Origin of the sequence: Synechococcus sp. Nb3U1 (assembly GCF_021533835.1) — a bacterium.
Lineage (GTDB): Bacteria > Cyanobacteriota > Cyanobacteriia > Thermostichales > Thermostichaceae > Thermostichus.
Genome location: NZ_JAKFYQ010000001.1, coordinates 62913 through 79084, shown reverse-complemented (window position 1 = coordinate 79084; position 16172 = coordinate 62913). Strand labels below are relative to the sequence as shown.

Here is a 16172-nt window from a genome sequence, read left to right as displayed (position 1 = left end):
TCTACCCGCTAGCTAAAGGGATCCCGTCGAAGGGGTGATCAGTACCGGGAACTCGGCGCGGGCGGAAGAATTATCGGGCAGGGGAGGAGTAGAGGTTGGATTGGGATAGGGGATCCGCTCATGGTTGGATTCCCGCCAAACCTCCACAAAAGCATCCGCCACCACCTCCAGATCTTCCAGGGTGAGTCCACTATCGGCGAGCTGACCATCTTGCCAACGGGCCTGGCCAATTTTTTGCACCGTCGCTTTTGCCCGCTCCATCACTTCAGGGCCAAACCCATCACTCAAGATCATGCTGCGCAGGGCGGCTTCACAGGCATCCGCCATCATCACCACCCCCGTCTCTTTGCTTTGGGGGATCGGGCCATCGTAGCGGAATGGCTCTTGTGGAACGGGTTGATCCCCGGCTTTCATCTGGGCTTGGTGATAAAAATAGGCGATCAAAATCGTCCCTTGGTGTTCGGGAATAAAGGCCCGGACGGCTGTGGGCAGGTTGTATTGCTTGGCGAGGCGCAACCCATCGCTGACGTGGGCCTTGATGATCTGGGCGCTGCGATAGGGATCGTCCAGTTGCGTGTGGGGGTTGAGACTACCCATCTGGTTCTCGATGAAGTAGCGGGCCTGCAACATTTTGCCGATGTCATGGTAGAGGGTGCCGGTACGCACCAACTCCACATTCAGGTTCAACTTCTGGGCAGCCCGTTCTGCCAAGGTGGCCACAAAAAGCGTGTGTTGAAACGTGCCCGGCGCTTCCGCCGCCAGTCGCCGCAACAGAGTGCGGTTGGGGTTACCCAATTCCAGCAGACGAATCGGCGTAACCAAGTCGAATAGGCGCTCCAGATAGGGGCTGGCTCCCAAGGCAACGATGCTCCACCCCAAGCTGGTGCCCCCTGCCAAAGCCATGGCCAGGAGATCAATACCGCCTGTGGTAGCCAAGCTGACCGCCCCATAAGCAAGCATTTGCACCAGCGCTGCCCCACCCCCCAAGAGGGCCAGCTCTTCTCGAGAGCGAGAACGCCCCGCCAAGGCACAGGCCACCACACTGCCGGAGAGCAAGGGGGCGAAGGCGAGGATACTAGCGGGTGCCACCAATGGCAACAACAACGCCTGCCCTACTACCACCATCAAGCCCAATCCCGCCCCATAGAAACTGCCCAGTAACAGCCCTACTGCGGGCAGAGAGCTGAATTGCAGCTTGAACAGGGCCGCCAAAAGTGGAGCTGTCAGGGAGAGCATCAGGATCAAGACCCGATCCCGTCGGCGCAGATCCGGCTTCAAGCGTTTTTGCAGGGTCACAAAAATGGCCAGGCTCATGCCCATCACCCCAGCCACCCCCACCAAGCCCCAGATATTTACTCCGCGCTGTGTAAGCCCGAAGTAATCCAGAACCAAGAAGATCTCGGGGGTAATAATCTGATCCGCCCGCACGATCACCTGGTTTTCAGTGACCGAGATCAAGACAGGTTCTACTTTTTCAATCTCGGCGCGAATGCGTTGATCCGTGCGTTGCGGATCCACCTCGACGTTGGGGATCAACACTTGGTGCAGCCATTGGTAGACCAGTGCTTGCAGTTCATGTCGTTGGGCGGCATGACCAGGAAAGGTGAGATCGTCCAGTTGGGCTTGGATCCCTTCGGCACGGACTTCACGGGGCAGGCCATCGACGATGCCAATTTTTTGGATGCGTTCCAAGGCACGGCGGCTCTGCTGTTGGAGTTGTTGCCAATCGGGATCCGCGAGGTTGAGGATCGTGGCCGGAACGGGGGGAGTCAGCTGTTCCAAGGCTGGCAAGGCCACTTGGTATTGCCGTTGGGCCGCTTCCACTTGGGTAACCAATTGGGTATAGGGATCCGCCGCCGGAGTCAAGGTAGCTGAACCATCCAACCAGGCCCGTTGCCAGACTTCCATCAACTCTTGCTTGGCCCGGTGCTCAGGGGGGAGTTGATCCGGACGCTCCGCTGGGTTGGAATCCTCTTGTAATCGCAGGGTGGAGGTACGAGTACGAATCGCCTCTTGTCGGGCCCGATCCTGAAGGGGTTGCCAGTCTTCTGGGGGGAGCTGCCGCAGATAGATTTGCGTCGGCAGAGACAGCAACTGGACAGAAACATAGGGCAGAGATCCCGCCTCCTGTCGAACCGCCTCTACCGCAGCTAGAACCGTTTCCAGATTTTGCCGCATGCTGTCGTTGGCGGTGCTGCTAATTTGAAGTGCCTGTACCACCCGTCGTCGGGCCTCAGCTTGCCGGGCCTGGGTTGCCTCTACATCTTCGATGTCTGCGGAAGCCGTGGCGAGAAACGTTTGCGGGGAACGGCTGCCGACCGTTAGTTGCGGCTCATTGTAGTAACGGATCCCGTGGACGGCGGTGAGCGAGAGAAGCGTCAAGGTATAACCTGCCAGCCGACCGGAGAGAGTCGGCTTTTTGCGGCGAAAGGCATCACTAGAGAGGGATCCCGTCTGCTGCCATTGCCACCAGGGGCGACTTGTTCCATGGGGCAAGCGTTCCACTACAGCTGTGAGTAGGTGTTTCATGGCGTTGTCCCAGGCTTAGTCTTTCTCTTTTCTATCCCCTTTTGGCAGGAACAACCCAAATCCCTTGGATTGACCAACCGAGAAGGAGCCTTGTGGGAACTGATTCAAGTTGTTGATTTAGGTGAGTAGAAATGCTCAATCGCTGATGGTGATCTGCCCCAACATGCCCGCTTCTGCATGTCCGGGGATGGTGCAAACCAGAGAATAGACCCCAGATTTGAGCGGAATAAATTGCCACTCTACCGATGCCCCCGGCTTCAGCTCAATTTCCCGAATTTGCCCTTTGATTTCTACGCCGGCCACTTCCAATTTGCGAGTCCAGATGGCATCGGCAAAGTCTTTGGCGGTGAAATAGTGCTTCAACTGGCTGGGGTTGCTCAGATGCAGACGGTACAGGGAGCCATTGCGAAAGGTGAGATCCTTGGGCACAAACATCAACTGGCTGTCGGCAGTACCCAGTTGAATAGATTGGTCTTGTGGGGTTTGTTTGGAAAGATCCCGAGCAGCGGCCATGTCCGGGATCCCCGCCCAAAGGGTTAGCAGACATAACCCCAGCAACAGGCAGCGATAAACCCAACTCAGCATGGCAATGCGGACAACGTGCAACACAGACAGATGAACAGACAGCATGTGGATCTTGTCCCCAGTTTACTGAGAAGGGATCCCCTTTCGGCCAGGTTTCGGCAGAGAGAGGCACGCTTCGCCACAGGCTAGGGGAGCTGCTGTCAGCGCCCCTCGTCCTGATGAAACAGCAGCACGGGTTGTTCAACCCCCACTGTTTCTACCGCAACAGCAGCGGCATAGCCGGCTCCGACAGCTAGGGGGAGGATGGCCCAAGTGTGCCTCTGGGTAGCAAAAACAGGATCCTGGCTCAGGGTTTTGTATCCTGCTAATCCGACTCCTGTGGCTTTCAGCAGGGCCTCTGTTCGCGTCCAGATTTGAAAAAATAGGCGATCCCGCTCGCCGTCTGGGCAGTGGGCCAAGTGAGCTTGTTCGGCAACCGAAAAGTAGCGTTGGGCAATCGCTTGCCAGCGGGGTACCGGCCGAATCCATTCCAAATCCACCCCGATCCGATGCCTGAGTACTAGGGCAACCAGAATCTGTTTGTGGGAATGGCTGAGGTTAAATTGAATGGGCTGAGGGGGATCCCTCCAGTAGGGTTTGCCTCTAGGGCTGTGCTCGATCCGAATCGATTCCGGCGGGAAGCCGCTGTACTGGCTGAGCAGCATTCTTAGGAACAAACGGCTGGCCAAAAACCGGTGGCGATCTGCTTCCAGTTGGAGGCGCTCTGCCCGGCTTTGTTCTTCTGGGGAGAGGATCCCAACTTGCGGCAGCAACTCCTCCAGAGGGGGAACCCCCCGCAACCACACCTGAGCCACCTGTTGCGATAGGGGTGGGGTGGGTTGCGCTCCCTTAACCCCGGATGCCGCTATCCAAGTCGGTGGGAATGACATAGCGCTGTAGAACCCAGAAAAGAACCAAAACCGGCACAACCGAGAGCAGGGATCCCGCCGCGATCAACCGCCAATCGGCAGAAAAGGCACTGGCCAAATTCGCCACCCCCAAGGGCAAGGTGTAGAGATTCGGGTCATCCAGCAGCAGCAACGGCCAAAGAAAATCCCCCCACATAGCGACGAAGGTAAAGACCGCCAAAGTGATCAAGGCAGGCCGTACCGCCGGGAGCATCACATGCCACCAGATCCCCCAGCTCGAGCAGCCGTCGATGCGAGCCGCATCTTCCAATTCCTGAGGCACCCCCAGGAAAGCCTGCCGCAGCAAAAAAATGCCGAAAGCAGAAGCTGCATAGGGCAGGATCAACCCCAGATAAGAATTGCGTAATCCCCACTGCACACTCAGCACGTAGAGGGGGATCATCGTGATCTGGAAGGGGATCATGCTGGTGCCGATCAACAGCCAAAACAGCAGACGCCGCCCGCGAAAAGTCATCCGTGCCAAAGGGTAGGCCGCCCAAGAACATACCCAGAGATTGGTGAAAACGGTTACCCCAGCCACCAGTAGGCTGTTGAAGGCGTAGCGCCAAAAAGGATTTTCTTGCCAAACCCGCTCAAAAGCTTGCAGAGTGGGTTGAGCCGGGATCCAACGGGGCGGATAGGCAAAAATGTTTTCCTGGGGCGACTTGAGAGCCGTGCTCAGCAACCAGAGCAAAGGAGCCAAGATGAGAAGAGCCAGGGATCCCAGTAGCCCATACAACAACCCATCCTTGACAACTCCCCGTGGCTGGAAGCCAGAGAATTCTTCCCTGTTACCCATGGTGCTCCGCACCTTGCATAGCAAGATAGTCAGCGGTCTAGAACCCAGAGGGAGGAGATGCCCCCTTTTCACCCATTGGTAGCTAAGATAACGGATCTCCGAGGCCACTTTGCGGGCAACCTAGTATCAAAGTATCTCCGAAGAAAAGGATGGGGTAATATGGCTTTGAATTAAGCTTGATGTAACTGACAGAACACACCTTACCTGAGACGTGCTCGCGAGGCCCGGTCTGACCTGATGTCCTCCTTCCAGTATCCTCCCCGTCCTGACCGCGTTAGCCCAGCTCGTCAACAGGCGATTCGCCAAGGGATCTTTTGGTTATTGCTTGGGCTTACAGCTGTGGTAGCTGGCTCTGCCGGTGCCCTCTTGGCGGTAATGTTGCCCCGTCCAGTGATCCCCACCACCCTAACTGCCGAACAGCAGGAGGCCTTCCGACCGGATGCGTTGCGGGCTGCCGCCCTGGATCGCTCGTTGCATATTCTCATCCTCGGCACCGACAATCCGGATCCCACCTTGCCCCCGCCTGCAGAACGGGATCGCTTCAATACCCGCACCGATACCATTCTCTTGGCCCGGTTTGATCCCCAGTCCCGCCGGGTCAGTGTCTTGTCGATCCCCCGCGATACCCGCGTGCGGTTACCCGGATTTGGCATCGGTAAGGCCAATGCAGCCAACTTTGCCGGCGGCCCAGCGCTGGCGGCCCAGGTGGTCAGCGACTTGATGGGCGGGATCCCAATCGACCGCTATGTTCGCCTCAATACCGATGCTCTCGAAGCTGTGATCGACGCAGTCGGTGGGGTAGAGGTGTACGTACCTGAGCCGATGCAATACGTGGATCAAACCCAAAAGTTGTTCATCAACCTAGAGCCAGGGCTACAACGCCTGAATGGAGAACAAGCCCATCACTTTGCCCGCTTCCGCCGTGATCATTTGGGGCTGGGAGATATTGGTCGGGTACAACGGCAACAGGAATTGCTGCGGGCCCTGAGCCGGGAACTGCTCTCCCCTGCGGTTTGGCCGCGAATCCCTAAGATTTTGCAAACCATCCGCGCCAACCTCGACACCAACCTCACCTGGGAAGAAGTCCTGAGCTTAGCCAAGTTCATTCTCACCTCAGGTAGGGATCGCATCGATCTGGTGCTGTTGCCGGGTCGGTTTAGTCAGCCGGGAGAATTTGCCACCAGCTACTGGCTGCCGGATGTGGCCGGGATCCAACGGGTGGCGGCGGCTCACTTTGGTCTGGAGACGGAGGTAGCCAGCATTCCTCCGCAACGGCTGCGCATTGCGGTTCAAAATGCCACAGGTGAACAGGGTATGGCGCGGCGCATGGTGCAGGAATTAACCAGACAGGGCTTTACCCAAGCCTTTGCTGTAGAAGATAGCACCCAGGTTCTGCAACAAACGGAGATTCTCGCCCAAAGTGGGGATCGGGATGGGGCCAAACAGATTCGAACTGCCATTGGCCTTGGAGAAACGCGGGTGGAGTCTACCGGCATCCTCAATTCTGACATTACCATTCGAGTTGGTCAGGATTGGGCACAACAGGATATTGACCAGGCGCAGGCGTTGCCTAGGGCCGCTCAACTCTAAAGGGGTAGGTAGTTCGGTTCTGAGTGCGGATTTCTGGAAAGAGGGCCGGCTTGTCGCGGGTTCTCCCGCTTCTGTAGATTGTCACTAAGCCCATCTGAGTGCTAAGCCCGCCTATGACCATGCTGGAGCAGGGATCCATCACGATCCACACTGAGAATATCTTCCCGATCATCAAGCAATCCCTCTATTCCGACCGGGAGATCTTCCTGCGGGAGCTGGTTTCCAATGCTGCCGATGCCATTGCCAAGCTGAAGATGGCCAGTTTTGCTGGGGAATTGGCAGATCCCCCCGAGCCCGAGATCCTCCTCACCCTCGACAAAGAGGCCAAAACCCTGTCGGTGACCGATAACGGCATCGGCATGACCGCCGAGGAAGTGAAGAAATACATCAACCAAGTAGCCTTCTCCAGCGCCGAGGAGTTCATCCACAAGTACAAAGGCAAAGAAGCGGAGCAGGCGATCATCGGGCATTTCGGTTTGGGCTTCTACTCCTCCTTCATGGTGTCGCGGCGGGTGGAGATCGATACCCTTTCCTACCAGCCGGGCAGCACCCCGGTGAATTGGGCCTGCGATGGCACGACCGCGTTTACCCTCTCGGATTCAGAACGGGTCAGCGTCGGCACCACCGTCACCCTGCACATCGCCCCGGATGATGAAGAGTATTTGGAACCTAGCCGAATTCGGGAGCTGATCCGCAAATATTGTGACTTCATCCCCGTCCCTATCAAGCTAAATGGGGAGGTTATCAACAAGCAAAAGCCCCTCTGGAAAACCTCACCTTCTGAACTCAAAGATGAAGACTATCTAGAGTTTTATCGCTATCTGTACCCCTTCCAGGAGGATCCCCATTTCTGGGTGCACATTAACACTGACTACCCCTTCATCGTGCAAGGGATCCTCTATTTCCCCAAGTTGCGCCCAGACATCGATCCTACCAAAGGGCAGGTGAAACTGTTCTGCAACCAGGTGTTTGTGCAAGATAACTGTGAGGAAGTGATCCCAAAATTCCTGCTGCCGTTGCGCGGCGCCATCGACAGCCCAGATATTCCCCTCAACGTTTCCCGCAGCTTTTTGCAAAATGATCGCACCGTGCGGCGTATTGGCGATCATGTGGCCAAAAAGGTGGCAGATCGCCTAAATGAGCTGTATAAAGAAAACCACGCAGAATACGTCAAGGTTTGGCCAGATATCAGCCTGTTTATGAAATTTGGGGCGATGAACAGTGACAAGTTTTTCGCCCAGATTAAAGATATTTTGATCTTCCGTTTGGCCGGATCTGCCCCTGATCAGCCGGAGTATCTCACCCTGAAAGGCTACCTAGAGCGCACCCAAGACAAGCAGAACAAGCGGGTTTACTACGCTACCGACGAGGCGGCCCAGAGTGCCTATATCGACCTACATCGCTCACAGGGGCTAGAGGTGTTGATGCTAGATAGCTGGATCGACAGCCATTTCAGCAGCTTCCTAGAGCGAGAATACAAAGAGCAAGGTATTCAATTCAAACGGGTGGATTCTGAGCTGGATGAAACCCTGCTGGACAAAGACAAAGCCGCCGAGATTGTCGATCCAGTTACGAACAAAACCCGAAGCGAAAAATTGGTGGATCTGTTCAAGCAAGCTCTGGGCAAGGACAAGCTACAGGTGAAAGCCGAGGCCCTGAAATCAGAATCGGTTCCGGCGATGATCCTGCTGCCGGAAGCCTTGCGGCGTCTACAGGAGTTGAATGCGGTGCTGCAACAAAAGCCGCTTGAGTTTTTGGAGGAGCACACCCTAATCATTAACACGGCCCATCCGCTGGTGCAAAACCTACAAACCCTCTCGGATGAAGGACGGGATCCCGATTTGATCGCCTTGATCTGCAATCAAATCTACGATCTGGCTCTGATCACCCAAAAGAGCTTCGATCCTGCTTCAGCTCGTGCGTTTGTGCAGCGTTCTAACGAGGTGTTAACTCGCCTGACCAGCCGTTAGTAAGCCGTGCTATCCAGGGTAACTCCCGGCCTCAAGGCCTCTGGGCCGGTGGGGAGGGGGGGACGGGATCCGTTGTTGCTATGGGTGAGGGGAGTAATTTGGCGCATTAGGGTGGCCATTTCCAAGGCGCTCATGGCATATTCCCAGCCCTTATTGCTTTTCACCCCGGCTCGCTCTAGGGCCTGCTGCATGGTATCGGCGGTGAGAATGCCGAAAATTACCGGCACCCCGGTGCGAAACCCAGCAGCAGCAATCCCCTTGGAAACTTCTGCCGACACATAGTCGAAGTGGGGAGTTTGTCCACGAATCACTGCCCCCAGACAAATGATCGCATCATAACGATGGGACTGAGCCAGTTGGTGAGCCACCAAGGGCACCTCAAAGCTACCGGGCACCCAGTAGTAGTCCACCTGCTCACTCTCAGGGCTCACATCCACACCATGTCGCTTCAGCCCGTCCTGACAGCCTTCCAACAATTTGCCGGTGATCAAGTCGTTAAAACGACCAATGACAATAGCCAGACGCAGATCGCCTGTCTGAACAAAATTGCCTTCGTAAACTGCCATTCCCCCCCCGCTCCGTTAAGACGGATTCCCTGAATGGGTTGTGTTCCACGGCAAAGCCGCGCTTAACCATCCTAATTCAGGCTTTGCTGGAGTCTTTGCCGGGATCCGTCCCAAATCACTTGAGGAAATTCAGCAGCCCTACCCCGATCACCATCAACACCCAAAGCAGGGATCCCACCAAAATCACATTCTTACCGCGGCTCCAGTCGCTAGAGGAGCTATACAGCACAGGCACCGCCACCACCAACAGCAAGCTGTAGAGCACCAGCACCAACAAAGCAATTTGGAAAATGAGCATCATCATCTGGATCCCCCTATGGCAATGTTCTGTCTTGGATAAAAACTTCTGGCAACCCCTAGGAATTCTTGCTTAGTCTGGCCAAGCTAAGTGGGCGCCAGCAGCAGGATGTGATAACGCTCTAGACTATACCAAAATCAGGATCCCTCGCTGAGATTCTATTTGGAAGCTGACTCCAGCCGAAAGGGATTAAAATCTGTTGCCTCATCAAAGTAATCGACATCTTCCTGCTGCTTCAGCCAGTCGGTTATGGCGTAGGTTAGGGGTGTACAAAGGGCCTCAACCCCACACTTGAATAGGTAGTTGGAGAGGATCAAGCTGCCCAGCCCAGGAAACACCCCCCAAAAAGCAATCGCCACAAACAATCCTGTATCTACTGCTTGCCCAACCAAGGTGGAGCCAATCGTGCGCGTCCACAGCCAGCGCCCCTGGGTCCACACCTTCATGCGGGCCAGCACATAAGCATTGGCAAAACTTCCCGCCCAATAGGCGATCAGGCTGGCCAGCACAATCCGTGGGGTAAGGCCCAAAATTTGGTCGTAGGCCGCTTGATGAGGCCAATCGGGGGCCGGAGGCAAAGCTCCGACGATCATAAACGTAACCGACATTAGAGCCGCCGCGATAAAGCCCAGCCAGATCACCCGCCGCGAGCGGGCATAGCCATACACTTCTGTAAGGATGTCACCAAAAATGTAGCTGAGGGGAAACAGAATGGTGCCCCCATCAAACGTGAATGGCCCCAAGATCAGGATTTTGCTCGAGGCCACATTGGAAATGAGCAACACTGCCACAAATAGCGCTGTTACTGCATCCAAATGACGATAAGCGCGTTCAGTCACTGGCAAAAATTATCCTAGTAGTTTCCGTATCTGTCGTAGCTCATTGACAATCAAAGCCAAACCGCGAGTATGTCGTTCCACTTCACTGGTAAGCTTGGCAAGCTGCGCCTCCAGGTTAGCACTGCAGACCTCCTGCCGGACTAAGCGCTGGTTAATATTAGAGAGCCGGCTAACCACCTCCCGTTGAATTAAGTTCTCAGTGCCCTGAATCAGTAGAGTTTCGATCGCCGTCAGCTTGTTCAAGACCAGTTGGGTGTTGCTTTCGGATCCCGGCTCTGGCACAACCCTCGGGGTGACCTGCAGAGCCTTACGAATTTGCGAGAGCAGGGCATCGGCCTCAAAAGGTTTTTCGATAAAATCAAAGCCGACAAAGGGCTCAGGAATGCGGGAGGTCACCTGTTCTTTCAGTCCCGACATCATGAGCACGGGAGTGTTTTTCAGGCTGTCTTCGCGCCGAATCGCTTGTAACGTATCATAGCCATCCATCTTCGGCATGACAAAATCCAGCAAGATCAGATCGGGATGATATTTCTTGGCCGTTTCTAAGCCAATCATGCCGTCTTTGGCCTCTAGCACCTCGAACTGATCGGCCAGAATGCTGGCCACCATTTTGCGGATCATGATGCTATCGTCGATTACCAACACCGTTTTGGTTGCCATACCAAAGGTACTCCATCCTCCCAATTTCTGAACCCGCTCAATCTGTTCGCCGGACTCAAAAAGCAAATCTAGGACGATCATGACGATCATTAGGGTACTCGGGCAGATGGGGTGTGGCCAGGGATCCAATCCCGCCAGATTCTCCTCAGACCCAATGGTTGCCAGTTTCCCGTTGCTCCCTCGCTATAATCGATGTAAACAAACGTTAAGTATTCGCACTTTGCAGGGTATGAGCATGCAACTGAGTCCCGAGCTGTCACTGCCAATCCCATCCCCCTTTGGGGAGGCCGCCTATCGCGCCTTTCAGTGGAGCAAAAACATCTTCGGCTTCGCCCACAAAGCCCTCTCCACCCAGGCTTCCGATTTAATGCTCTCCCTGCTCAGTGACCTGCAAACCCTCTCCTCGGGGAAAGCTATCCCCCCACGGGCGCGAGTTAGTGTTAGTGCTGCCACATTGCAGATTTTGCGAGCTCGGTACGAGCAACTTTTGCAGACCGATTGGCAAGACGCCGAAGCAGGGTACTACCCTCATGCTCTGTTGTTTGATAATCCCTGGATAGATTTTGCCCGCTACTACCCGCAAGTGTGGTTGGATTTGCCACAAATTGCCCAACGAGTCCATGGCAAGCGTTATCAAGAGTTTTCTCAAAATATCCCCACAGAAGGTTACCCGAAGTACTACCTGCAAAATTTCCACTACCAGACCAATGGCTACCTGAGCGATGACTCGGCTGAGCTGTACGACTTGCAAGTGGAATTGCTATTTGGGGGCACAGCGGATGCGATGCGTCGTCGGGTGATTCGATTGCTCAAAGATGCTCTGGATCCCGCTTTGGCCAGCCCTCATATCCTTGATGTGGCCTGTGGCACGGGGCGGACGCTGCGCATGGTACGGGGATCCCTGCCCAAAGCGGCTCTGTATGGGTTGGATCTCTCGCCCGCCTATCTGCGCAAAGCCAACCAACTGTTGCAGGAGCTGCCGGGGGAATTGCCCCAGTTGTTGCGGGCCAATGGGGAGTCGATGCCCTATGCCGATGCTACCTTTGATGCGGTCACCAGCGTCTTTCTTTTTCACGAATTGCCCGGCCTCGCCCGACAAAACGTCATTAACGAGATGAGTCGGGTGGTGAAACCGGGGGGTGTGGTGCTGATTTGCGATTCGGTGCAATTGCTGGACTCGCCAGAGCTGGAGGAGACGATGGAAGCCTTTATGCAGACCTTCCACGAACCCTACTACCGCGACTACATCCACGACGATTTGGGAGCGCGCCTACAACAGGCTGGCTGTGAGGTGTTGCGCCGAGAAACCCACTATGTCAGCAGCTATACCCTGGCCCGTAAAGGCTGAGAGTCTGCTTCAAAAAAGGGATCCGCGACTCCTTGTCCAGAGGATGTATAGTAGTGTTAGACACGAAACTTGGATACAAAGCCGGGTCATTCATTCCCTGATTGGATAACCCTCTGGTGCAAGGCCGTCAGAACCTTTTCTTGTGCTTAGGCTCATGTCCCATTCAACTGGATCCCTCCGTGCTGGTATCACTGCTCTGAAGCAGGAGCGCTACCTGGAGGCGATCAACCTTCTCGAATCTTTTTGTTACTGCTGTTCGATTCAAGAGAGCACACTTCGCCGCCCCAGCGAGCGCAACGGCTCTCGGATGGATCCCTCGGAATGTGTATTGGCCCAGGTTGCTCTGGTGATAGCCTACCAGCGCAGCGGGGATCTGGAGCGTTCTGCTGCTCTTTGCCAGGAGTTGCTGGAGCAGACAGGGATCCCTGAAACCTCACTTTGGGCTCAGGAATGGGCAGCACAGGCTCTACCTACCCTCAGACAAGCTTTGGAACACTACATGCCTGCAGAGGAGTTGATGACCCGGTTGCCTGTTCTGCAACAGCTGGAGGAGTGTCAAGCTTTCTGTAGTTCTCGGGATCCGGCCCTGCATTTGCTCAAATCTGCCAATTTCTGAGGGACAGAGCATTCGGGGTATGATGCGCCTTGGCCGTGAACGCCTGGCTATGCTCTTTACCGTTACAGGAAGTATGTCTGCTGCCGAACCTGTCACCTACCATTTTGTTGTTGCCAGCCTGTCTTTCTTGCGTTCTGAGCCCCTAGAGGAGGTGCTGGAGGAACGCCGTCGCTACTATGGGGAACACCAACGGCCTATTGATTTCTTTTGGGTGCCTGAGCCTGCCTTTATGGAAGCCGCTGATCTGAGGCCATTGCGAGACAAACTCAGCGGTGCTTTGGGGGCTGTGGTGTCGACCGATGCTGACTTCATTCGTTGGTTAAGCGTGCGCCTTACCTTTGTGGAAAAGGGCAGCTTCGTAGCTCCAAGCGAGTCGATTCCGGATCCCTTGCGCTCGCTCGCCTCAGCAGAATCTTGAACTCTCCGATTTCTATCCTTTGATTGCGAGACAGGCCGAGATAAGATCGGGGCACCTCATTTCCGGTTCGCCAGCGGTGATTGGTCTCCATTGCAAGGCTAAGGCTGGAGAAATGAGTATGTCGCGGTGGGAGCACTATGACCTTGGAGCAACGATGGGACTGGTTGGAAGGGGAGGAGGATTGCCACCACTTGCATCCCCATCCGCAGGATCTCGCCCACCCATCGACCCCAGATTGGTTTGCACGCTCAGAAGAAGATCCTTTGCCGGAGGCAAACTCCACCCCCCACTGGGTTGAATCGGGGTGCAGGGATCCCATGCTAGACCCGCCCCTCGAAGATCCCAAAACTGAAGCCCAAAAAGAAGAGGAAGGTTTGTCTAGGCCTGGCCTAGCCAATTTCGTGGCTGTGTTGCGCCGCCGTAACTTCCTGCTGCTGTGGATGGGGCAAGTGTGTTCGCAGTTGGCGGACAAGGTGTTGTTGGTGTTGCTGATTGGGTTGGTCTCCAGCCAGTTTCAGCCAGAAGGGGCCTCCATCAGCGGTTGGGTGTCGGCGATCATGTTGGCTTTTACGCTACCGGCGATGCTGTTTGGCGGTGTAGCGGGGGTGTTTGTCGATCGCTGGCTGAAAAAAGGCGTTTTGGTGGCCTCCAACTGGGTGCGGGGGGGCTTGGTGCTGTCGCTGCCGCCGATGCTCTGGTTCACCGCTCATCATGAGCTTTGGCCAGGGATGCCCTTGGGATTTGCAGGGCTGCTGCTGGTTAGCTTTGCCGTCTCTACCCTGACCCAGTTTTTTGCCCCTGCCGAACAGGCAACCTTGCCGCTGATCCTCCCCAAACGAGATCTGCTGGCGGCCAACTCCCTCTACACCACCACGATGATGGCTTCGGTGATCGTCGGGTTTGCGATCGGAGAACCCTTGCTAACCCTGACGGATCATTGGGTGCGCACCTGGCTGCCGAGCTTGGAGGTGGGGCCTGAATTGCTGGTGGGGGCAGCTTACCTCTTGGCGGGATCCCTGTTGGTGTTTCTACAGCCTCACGAGAAGTTAGAACCCCACAGTCAACAGGCTCCTCACGTTTGGGAAGACCTGAAACTGGGGCTTCAATACATTGGACAGATGCCAGCCATCAAAGCAGCTCTGGTACAGGTGGTGGTGCTTTACTCTCTGTTTGCGGCACTGGCGGTTTTGGCGGTGCGCATGGCGGAGGTGATGGTGGAGCTGGAGCCGGATCAGTTTGGGGTGTTGCTGGCTGCCGCCGGGTTGGGCATGGGGATCGGGGCCTTTTGGGTGGGGCATACGGGTCGACAGGTGAGCCGCCGAGCTTGGAGTGGTCTGGGCTCGGTGTTGCTCTGTGTGGCTCTGGGATCCCTGGCCTGGACAACCGATAGGTTGTTCCCCAGTTTGGGATTGATCGCCCTACTGGGCTGCGCCGGAGCGCTGGTGGCGGTACCGATGCAAACCTTGATCCAGGAAGAAACCCCCGAACAGCTGCGGGGTAAGGTTTTTGGATTGCAGAACAATGTGGCCAATATCGCCCTCAGCTTGCCGTTGGTATTGACGGGGGTAGCAGAGACCTACCTGGGTCTATCCTGGGTGTTTCTTGGGCTGGCGATTACGGCGGGGCTGTTTGGCCTCTACACCTGGGGCCTGTTGGGTCGGGATGAAAAAGGACACTTTCCCATCCCGTAAATCAAGCTTGATCACGCGCAAAACAAGTTGAGACCCAGGGATCCCTTTTCGAGGTTATTGTCTGGAGTGGGATCCGACTCTGCTAGCCTTAAGGGAGGCTCAATGCTGAAGCCTCCCCTTGCAGCTTCCCCTTTCTTAGCTCAATAGGGATCGACCCATGCACATCGCCTGGATAGGCAAGAAAACCCCCTTCTGTGGCAATGTCACCTATAGCCGCGAGGTGACCAACGGTCTCCTGGATCGGGGGCACCAAGTGAGCTTTTTTCACTTCACCCAGGAAGGTCAATCTTCCGAGCCCGACAAAGGGAAGGGATCCGGTGGGGATTGGCGGGCGGAATTGGATGGACGGGATGTTTCTTTGCCTTGCCTGTACAAATCCCAGATTTATACGATCCCAACCCCTAACGCCACCCGGGTGCTGACCCAAGCCCTGCGGGAGCTCAAGCCAGATCTGGTGCATGCCTCCTTGACGATTTCCCCAATTGATTTTGTGTTACCGGAGATCTGTGCCGAACTTCAGCAACCTCTGGTGGCGACCTTCCACCCCGCATTTGACCGACGGCGGCGTAACATTGCCTCCCGCACCCAACACTTGGCTTATCAGATCTATGCTCCCTCGCTCGCCAACTACGATCGCACCATTGTTTTCTCTGAAACCCAACGGGAGATTCTGATCAAGTTGGGGGTGAGGGGGGAACAGGTGGCGGTCATTCCCAATGGGGTCGATGTAGACAAATATGCTCCTGGCCCTTCCAGCTTGAAACAGCGGCTGGGGTTGCAGCGAGTTTTTGTCTATCAAGGGCGGGTTTCCCCGGAGAAAAATCTAGAGGCTCTGCTCAAAGCTTGGAAGCAATCGCAAATGGGGGAGAGCTGTGGTCTGTTGATTTTGGGGGATGGGCCGCTGGTCAACAGCCTCAAGCCCTTCTACAACGCTCAGCACGGGATCCACTGGCTGGGGTATGTAGCTGAGGATCAACAGCGTATCGAGATCTTGCGCGGGGCCGACGTATTTATTTTGCCCTCTTTAATCGAGGGCCTATCGCTCTCTCTTTTGGAGGCTATGGCCTGTGGACTAGCCCCTGTAGCCACCGACGTGGGGGCGGATGGTGAGGTTTTGGCGGGTGGGGCCGGGATCCTGCTTGATCCAACGCGGGTGACGGCTGAACTGCAAACTTTGCTGCCTTTGTTGCGGGATCAACGGGAATTTACGCAGCTCTTAGGCATGAAGGCTCGTCAACGGGTACTGGAGCGCTATACCCTCAGCCACAACATTAGTCAGGTGGAACAACTCTACCGGCAGCTTTGCCAGGGATCCCGGCAGCGACTTCAAGCGTAGTTGAGTTGAGCACAATGGCGACTGGCCGCTCCCCAGAATA

The 16172-nt window shown here is 55.6% G+C and carries 15 protein-coding genes; 7 read left to right on the top strand and 8 right to left on the bottom strand.

Going from position 1 to position 16172, the window contains the following annotated elements:
* Nucleotides 1–12: 12 nt before the first annotated feature.
* The 4 genes from L1047_RS00365 to L1047_RS00350 form a co-directional block, all read right to left on the bottom strand.
* Nucleotides 13–2529: an HD family phosphohydrolase gene (locus L1047_RS00365; RefSeq protein WP_235276588.1), complete on the bottom strand. Its 2517-nt coding sequence runs from the start codon at nt 2527–2529 to the stop codon at nt 13–15.
* 135 nt (nt 2530–2664) lie between these two features.
* Nucleotides 2665–3159, bottom strand: a complete 495-nt coding sequence (locus L1047_RS00360; RefSeq protein WP_235276587.1) for a sulfocyanin-like copper-binding protein — start codon at nt 3157–3159, stop codon at nt 2665–2667.
* Between the two features lie 95 nt (nt 3160–3254).
* On the bottom strand, nt 3255–3983 hold the full coding sequence (locus L1047_RS00355) for a 4'-phosphopantetheinyl transferase family protein (protein ID WP_235276585.1): 729 nt from the start codon (nt 3981–3983) through the stop codon (nt 3255–3257).
* Nucleotides 3943–4800 (bottom strand): carbohydrate ABC transporter permease, encoded by an 858-nt coding sequence (locus tag L1047_RS00350; RefSeq protein ID WP_235276584.1) that lies wholly within the window; start codon nt 4798–4800, stop codon nt 3943–3945. Before L1047_RS00350 ends, L1047_RS00355 begins: the two co-directional genes overlap by 41 nt.
* Before the next feature lie 237 nt (nt 4801–5037).
* Between L1047_RS00350 and L1047_RS00345 the strand changes: the two genes are divergently transcribed.
* Nucleotides 5038–6390, top strand: coding sequence for an LCP family protein (locus L1047_RS00345; RefSeq protein WP_235276582.1), 1353 nt, complete (start codon nt 5038–5040; stop codon nt 6388–6390).
* A 113-nt stretch (nt 6391–6503) separates the two neighbouring features.
* Nucleotides 6504–8360: a molecular chaperone HtpG gene (gene htpG / locus L1047_RS00340; protein ID WP_235276580.1), complete on the top strand. Its 1857-nt coding sequence runs from the start codon at nt 6504–6506 to the stop codon at nt 8358–8360.
* Here htpG and ribH read toward each other — a convergent pair.
* From ribH to L1047_RS00320, 4 genes are all read right to left on the bottom strand, one after another.
* Complete coding sequence (gene ribH, locus L1047_RS00335; RefSeq protein WP_235276578.1) at nt 8357–8926, bottom strand: 6,7-dimethyl-8-ribityllumazine synthase; 570 nt, start codon at nt 8924–8926, stop codon at nt 8357–8359. The two genes, htpG and ribH, sit on opposite strands and share 4 nt — an antisense overlap.
* Before the next feature lie 115 nt (nt 8927–9041).
* Nucleotides 9042–9227 (bottom strand): photosystem II reaction center protein PsbZ, encoded by a 186-nt coding sequence (gene psbZ, locus L1047_RS00330; RefSeq protein ID WP_235278818.1) that lies wholly within the window; start codon nt 9225–9227, stop codon nt 9042–9044.
* 155 nt (nt 9228–9382) lie between these two features.
* On the bottom strand, nt 9383–10063 hold the full coding sequence (locus L1047_RS00325) for a queuosine precursor transporter (protein WP_235278817.1): 681 nt from the start codon (nt 10061–10063) through the stop codon (nt 9383–9385).
* A gap of 9 nt (nt 10064–10072) precedes the next feature.
* On the bottom strand, nt 10073–10804 hold the full coding sequence (locus L1047_RS00320) for a response regulator (RefSeq protein WP_235276576.1): 732 nt from the start codon (nt 10802–10804) through the stop codon (nt 10073–10075).
* Nucleotides 10805–10952: 148 nt separating this feature from the next.
* Between L1047_RS00320 and L1047_RS00315 the strand changes: the two genes are divergently transcribed.
* From L1047_RS00315 to L1047_RS00295, 5 genes are all read left to right on the top strand, one after another.
* The gene (locus L1047_RS00315) at nt 10953–12071 is read left to right on the top strand and encodes a class I SAM-dependent methyltransferase (protein WP_235276574.1); all 1119 of its coding nucleotides are present in this window, start codon (nt 10953–10955) and stop codon (nt 12069–12071) included.
* 154 nt (nt 12072–12225) lie between these two features.
* Complete coding sequence (locus tag L1047_RS00310; protein ID WP_235276572.1) at nt 12226–12687, top strand: hypothetical protein; 462 nt, start codon at nt 12226–12228, stop codon at nt 12685–12687.
* A 19-nt stretch (nt 12688–12706) separates the two neighbouring features.
* A complete protein-coding gene (locus tag L1047_RS00305; RefSeq protein WP_443081669.1) occupies nt 12707–13105 on the top strand; it encodes an MgPME-cyclase complex family protein in 399 nt (132 codons plus the stop codon).
* A 317-nt stretch (nt 13106–13422) separates the two neighbouring features.
* Nucleotides 13423–14796 carry an MFS transporter gene (locus tag L1047_RS00300; RefSeq protein ID WP_235276571.1) on the top strand — a complete coding sequence of 458 codons (1374 nt, stop codon included), beginning with the start codon at nt 13423–13425 and terminating at the stop codon, nt 14794–14796.
* A gap of 157 nt (nt 14797–14953) precedes the next feature.
* Nucleotides 14954–16132: a glycosyltransferase family 4 protein gene (locus tag L1047_RS00295; RefSeq protein WP_235276570.1), complete on the top strand. Its 1179-nt coding sequence runs from the start codon at nt 14954–14956 to the stop codon at nt 16130–16132.
* Nucleotides 16133–16172: the final 40 nt, after the last annotated feature.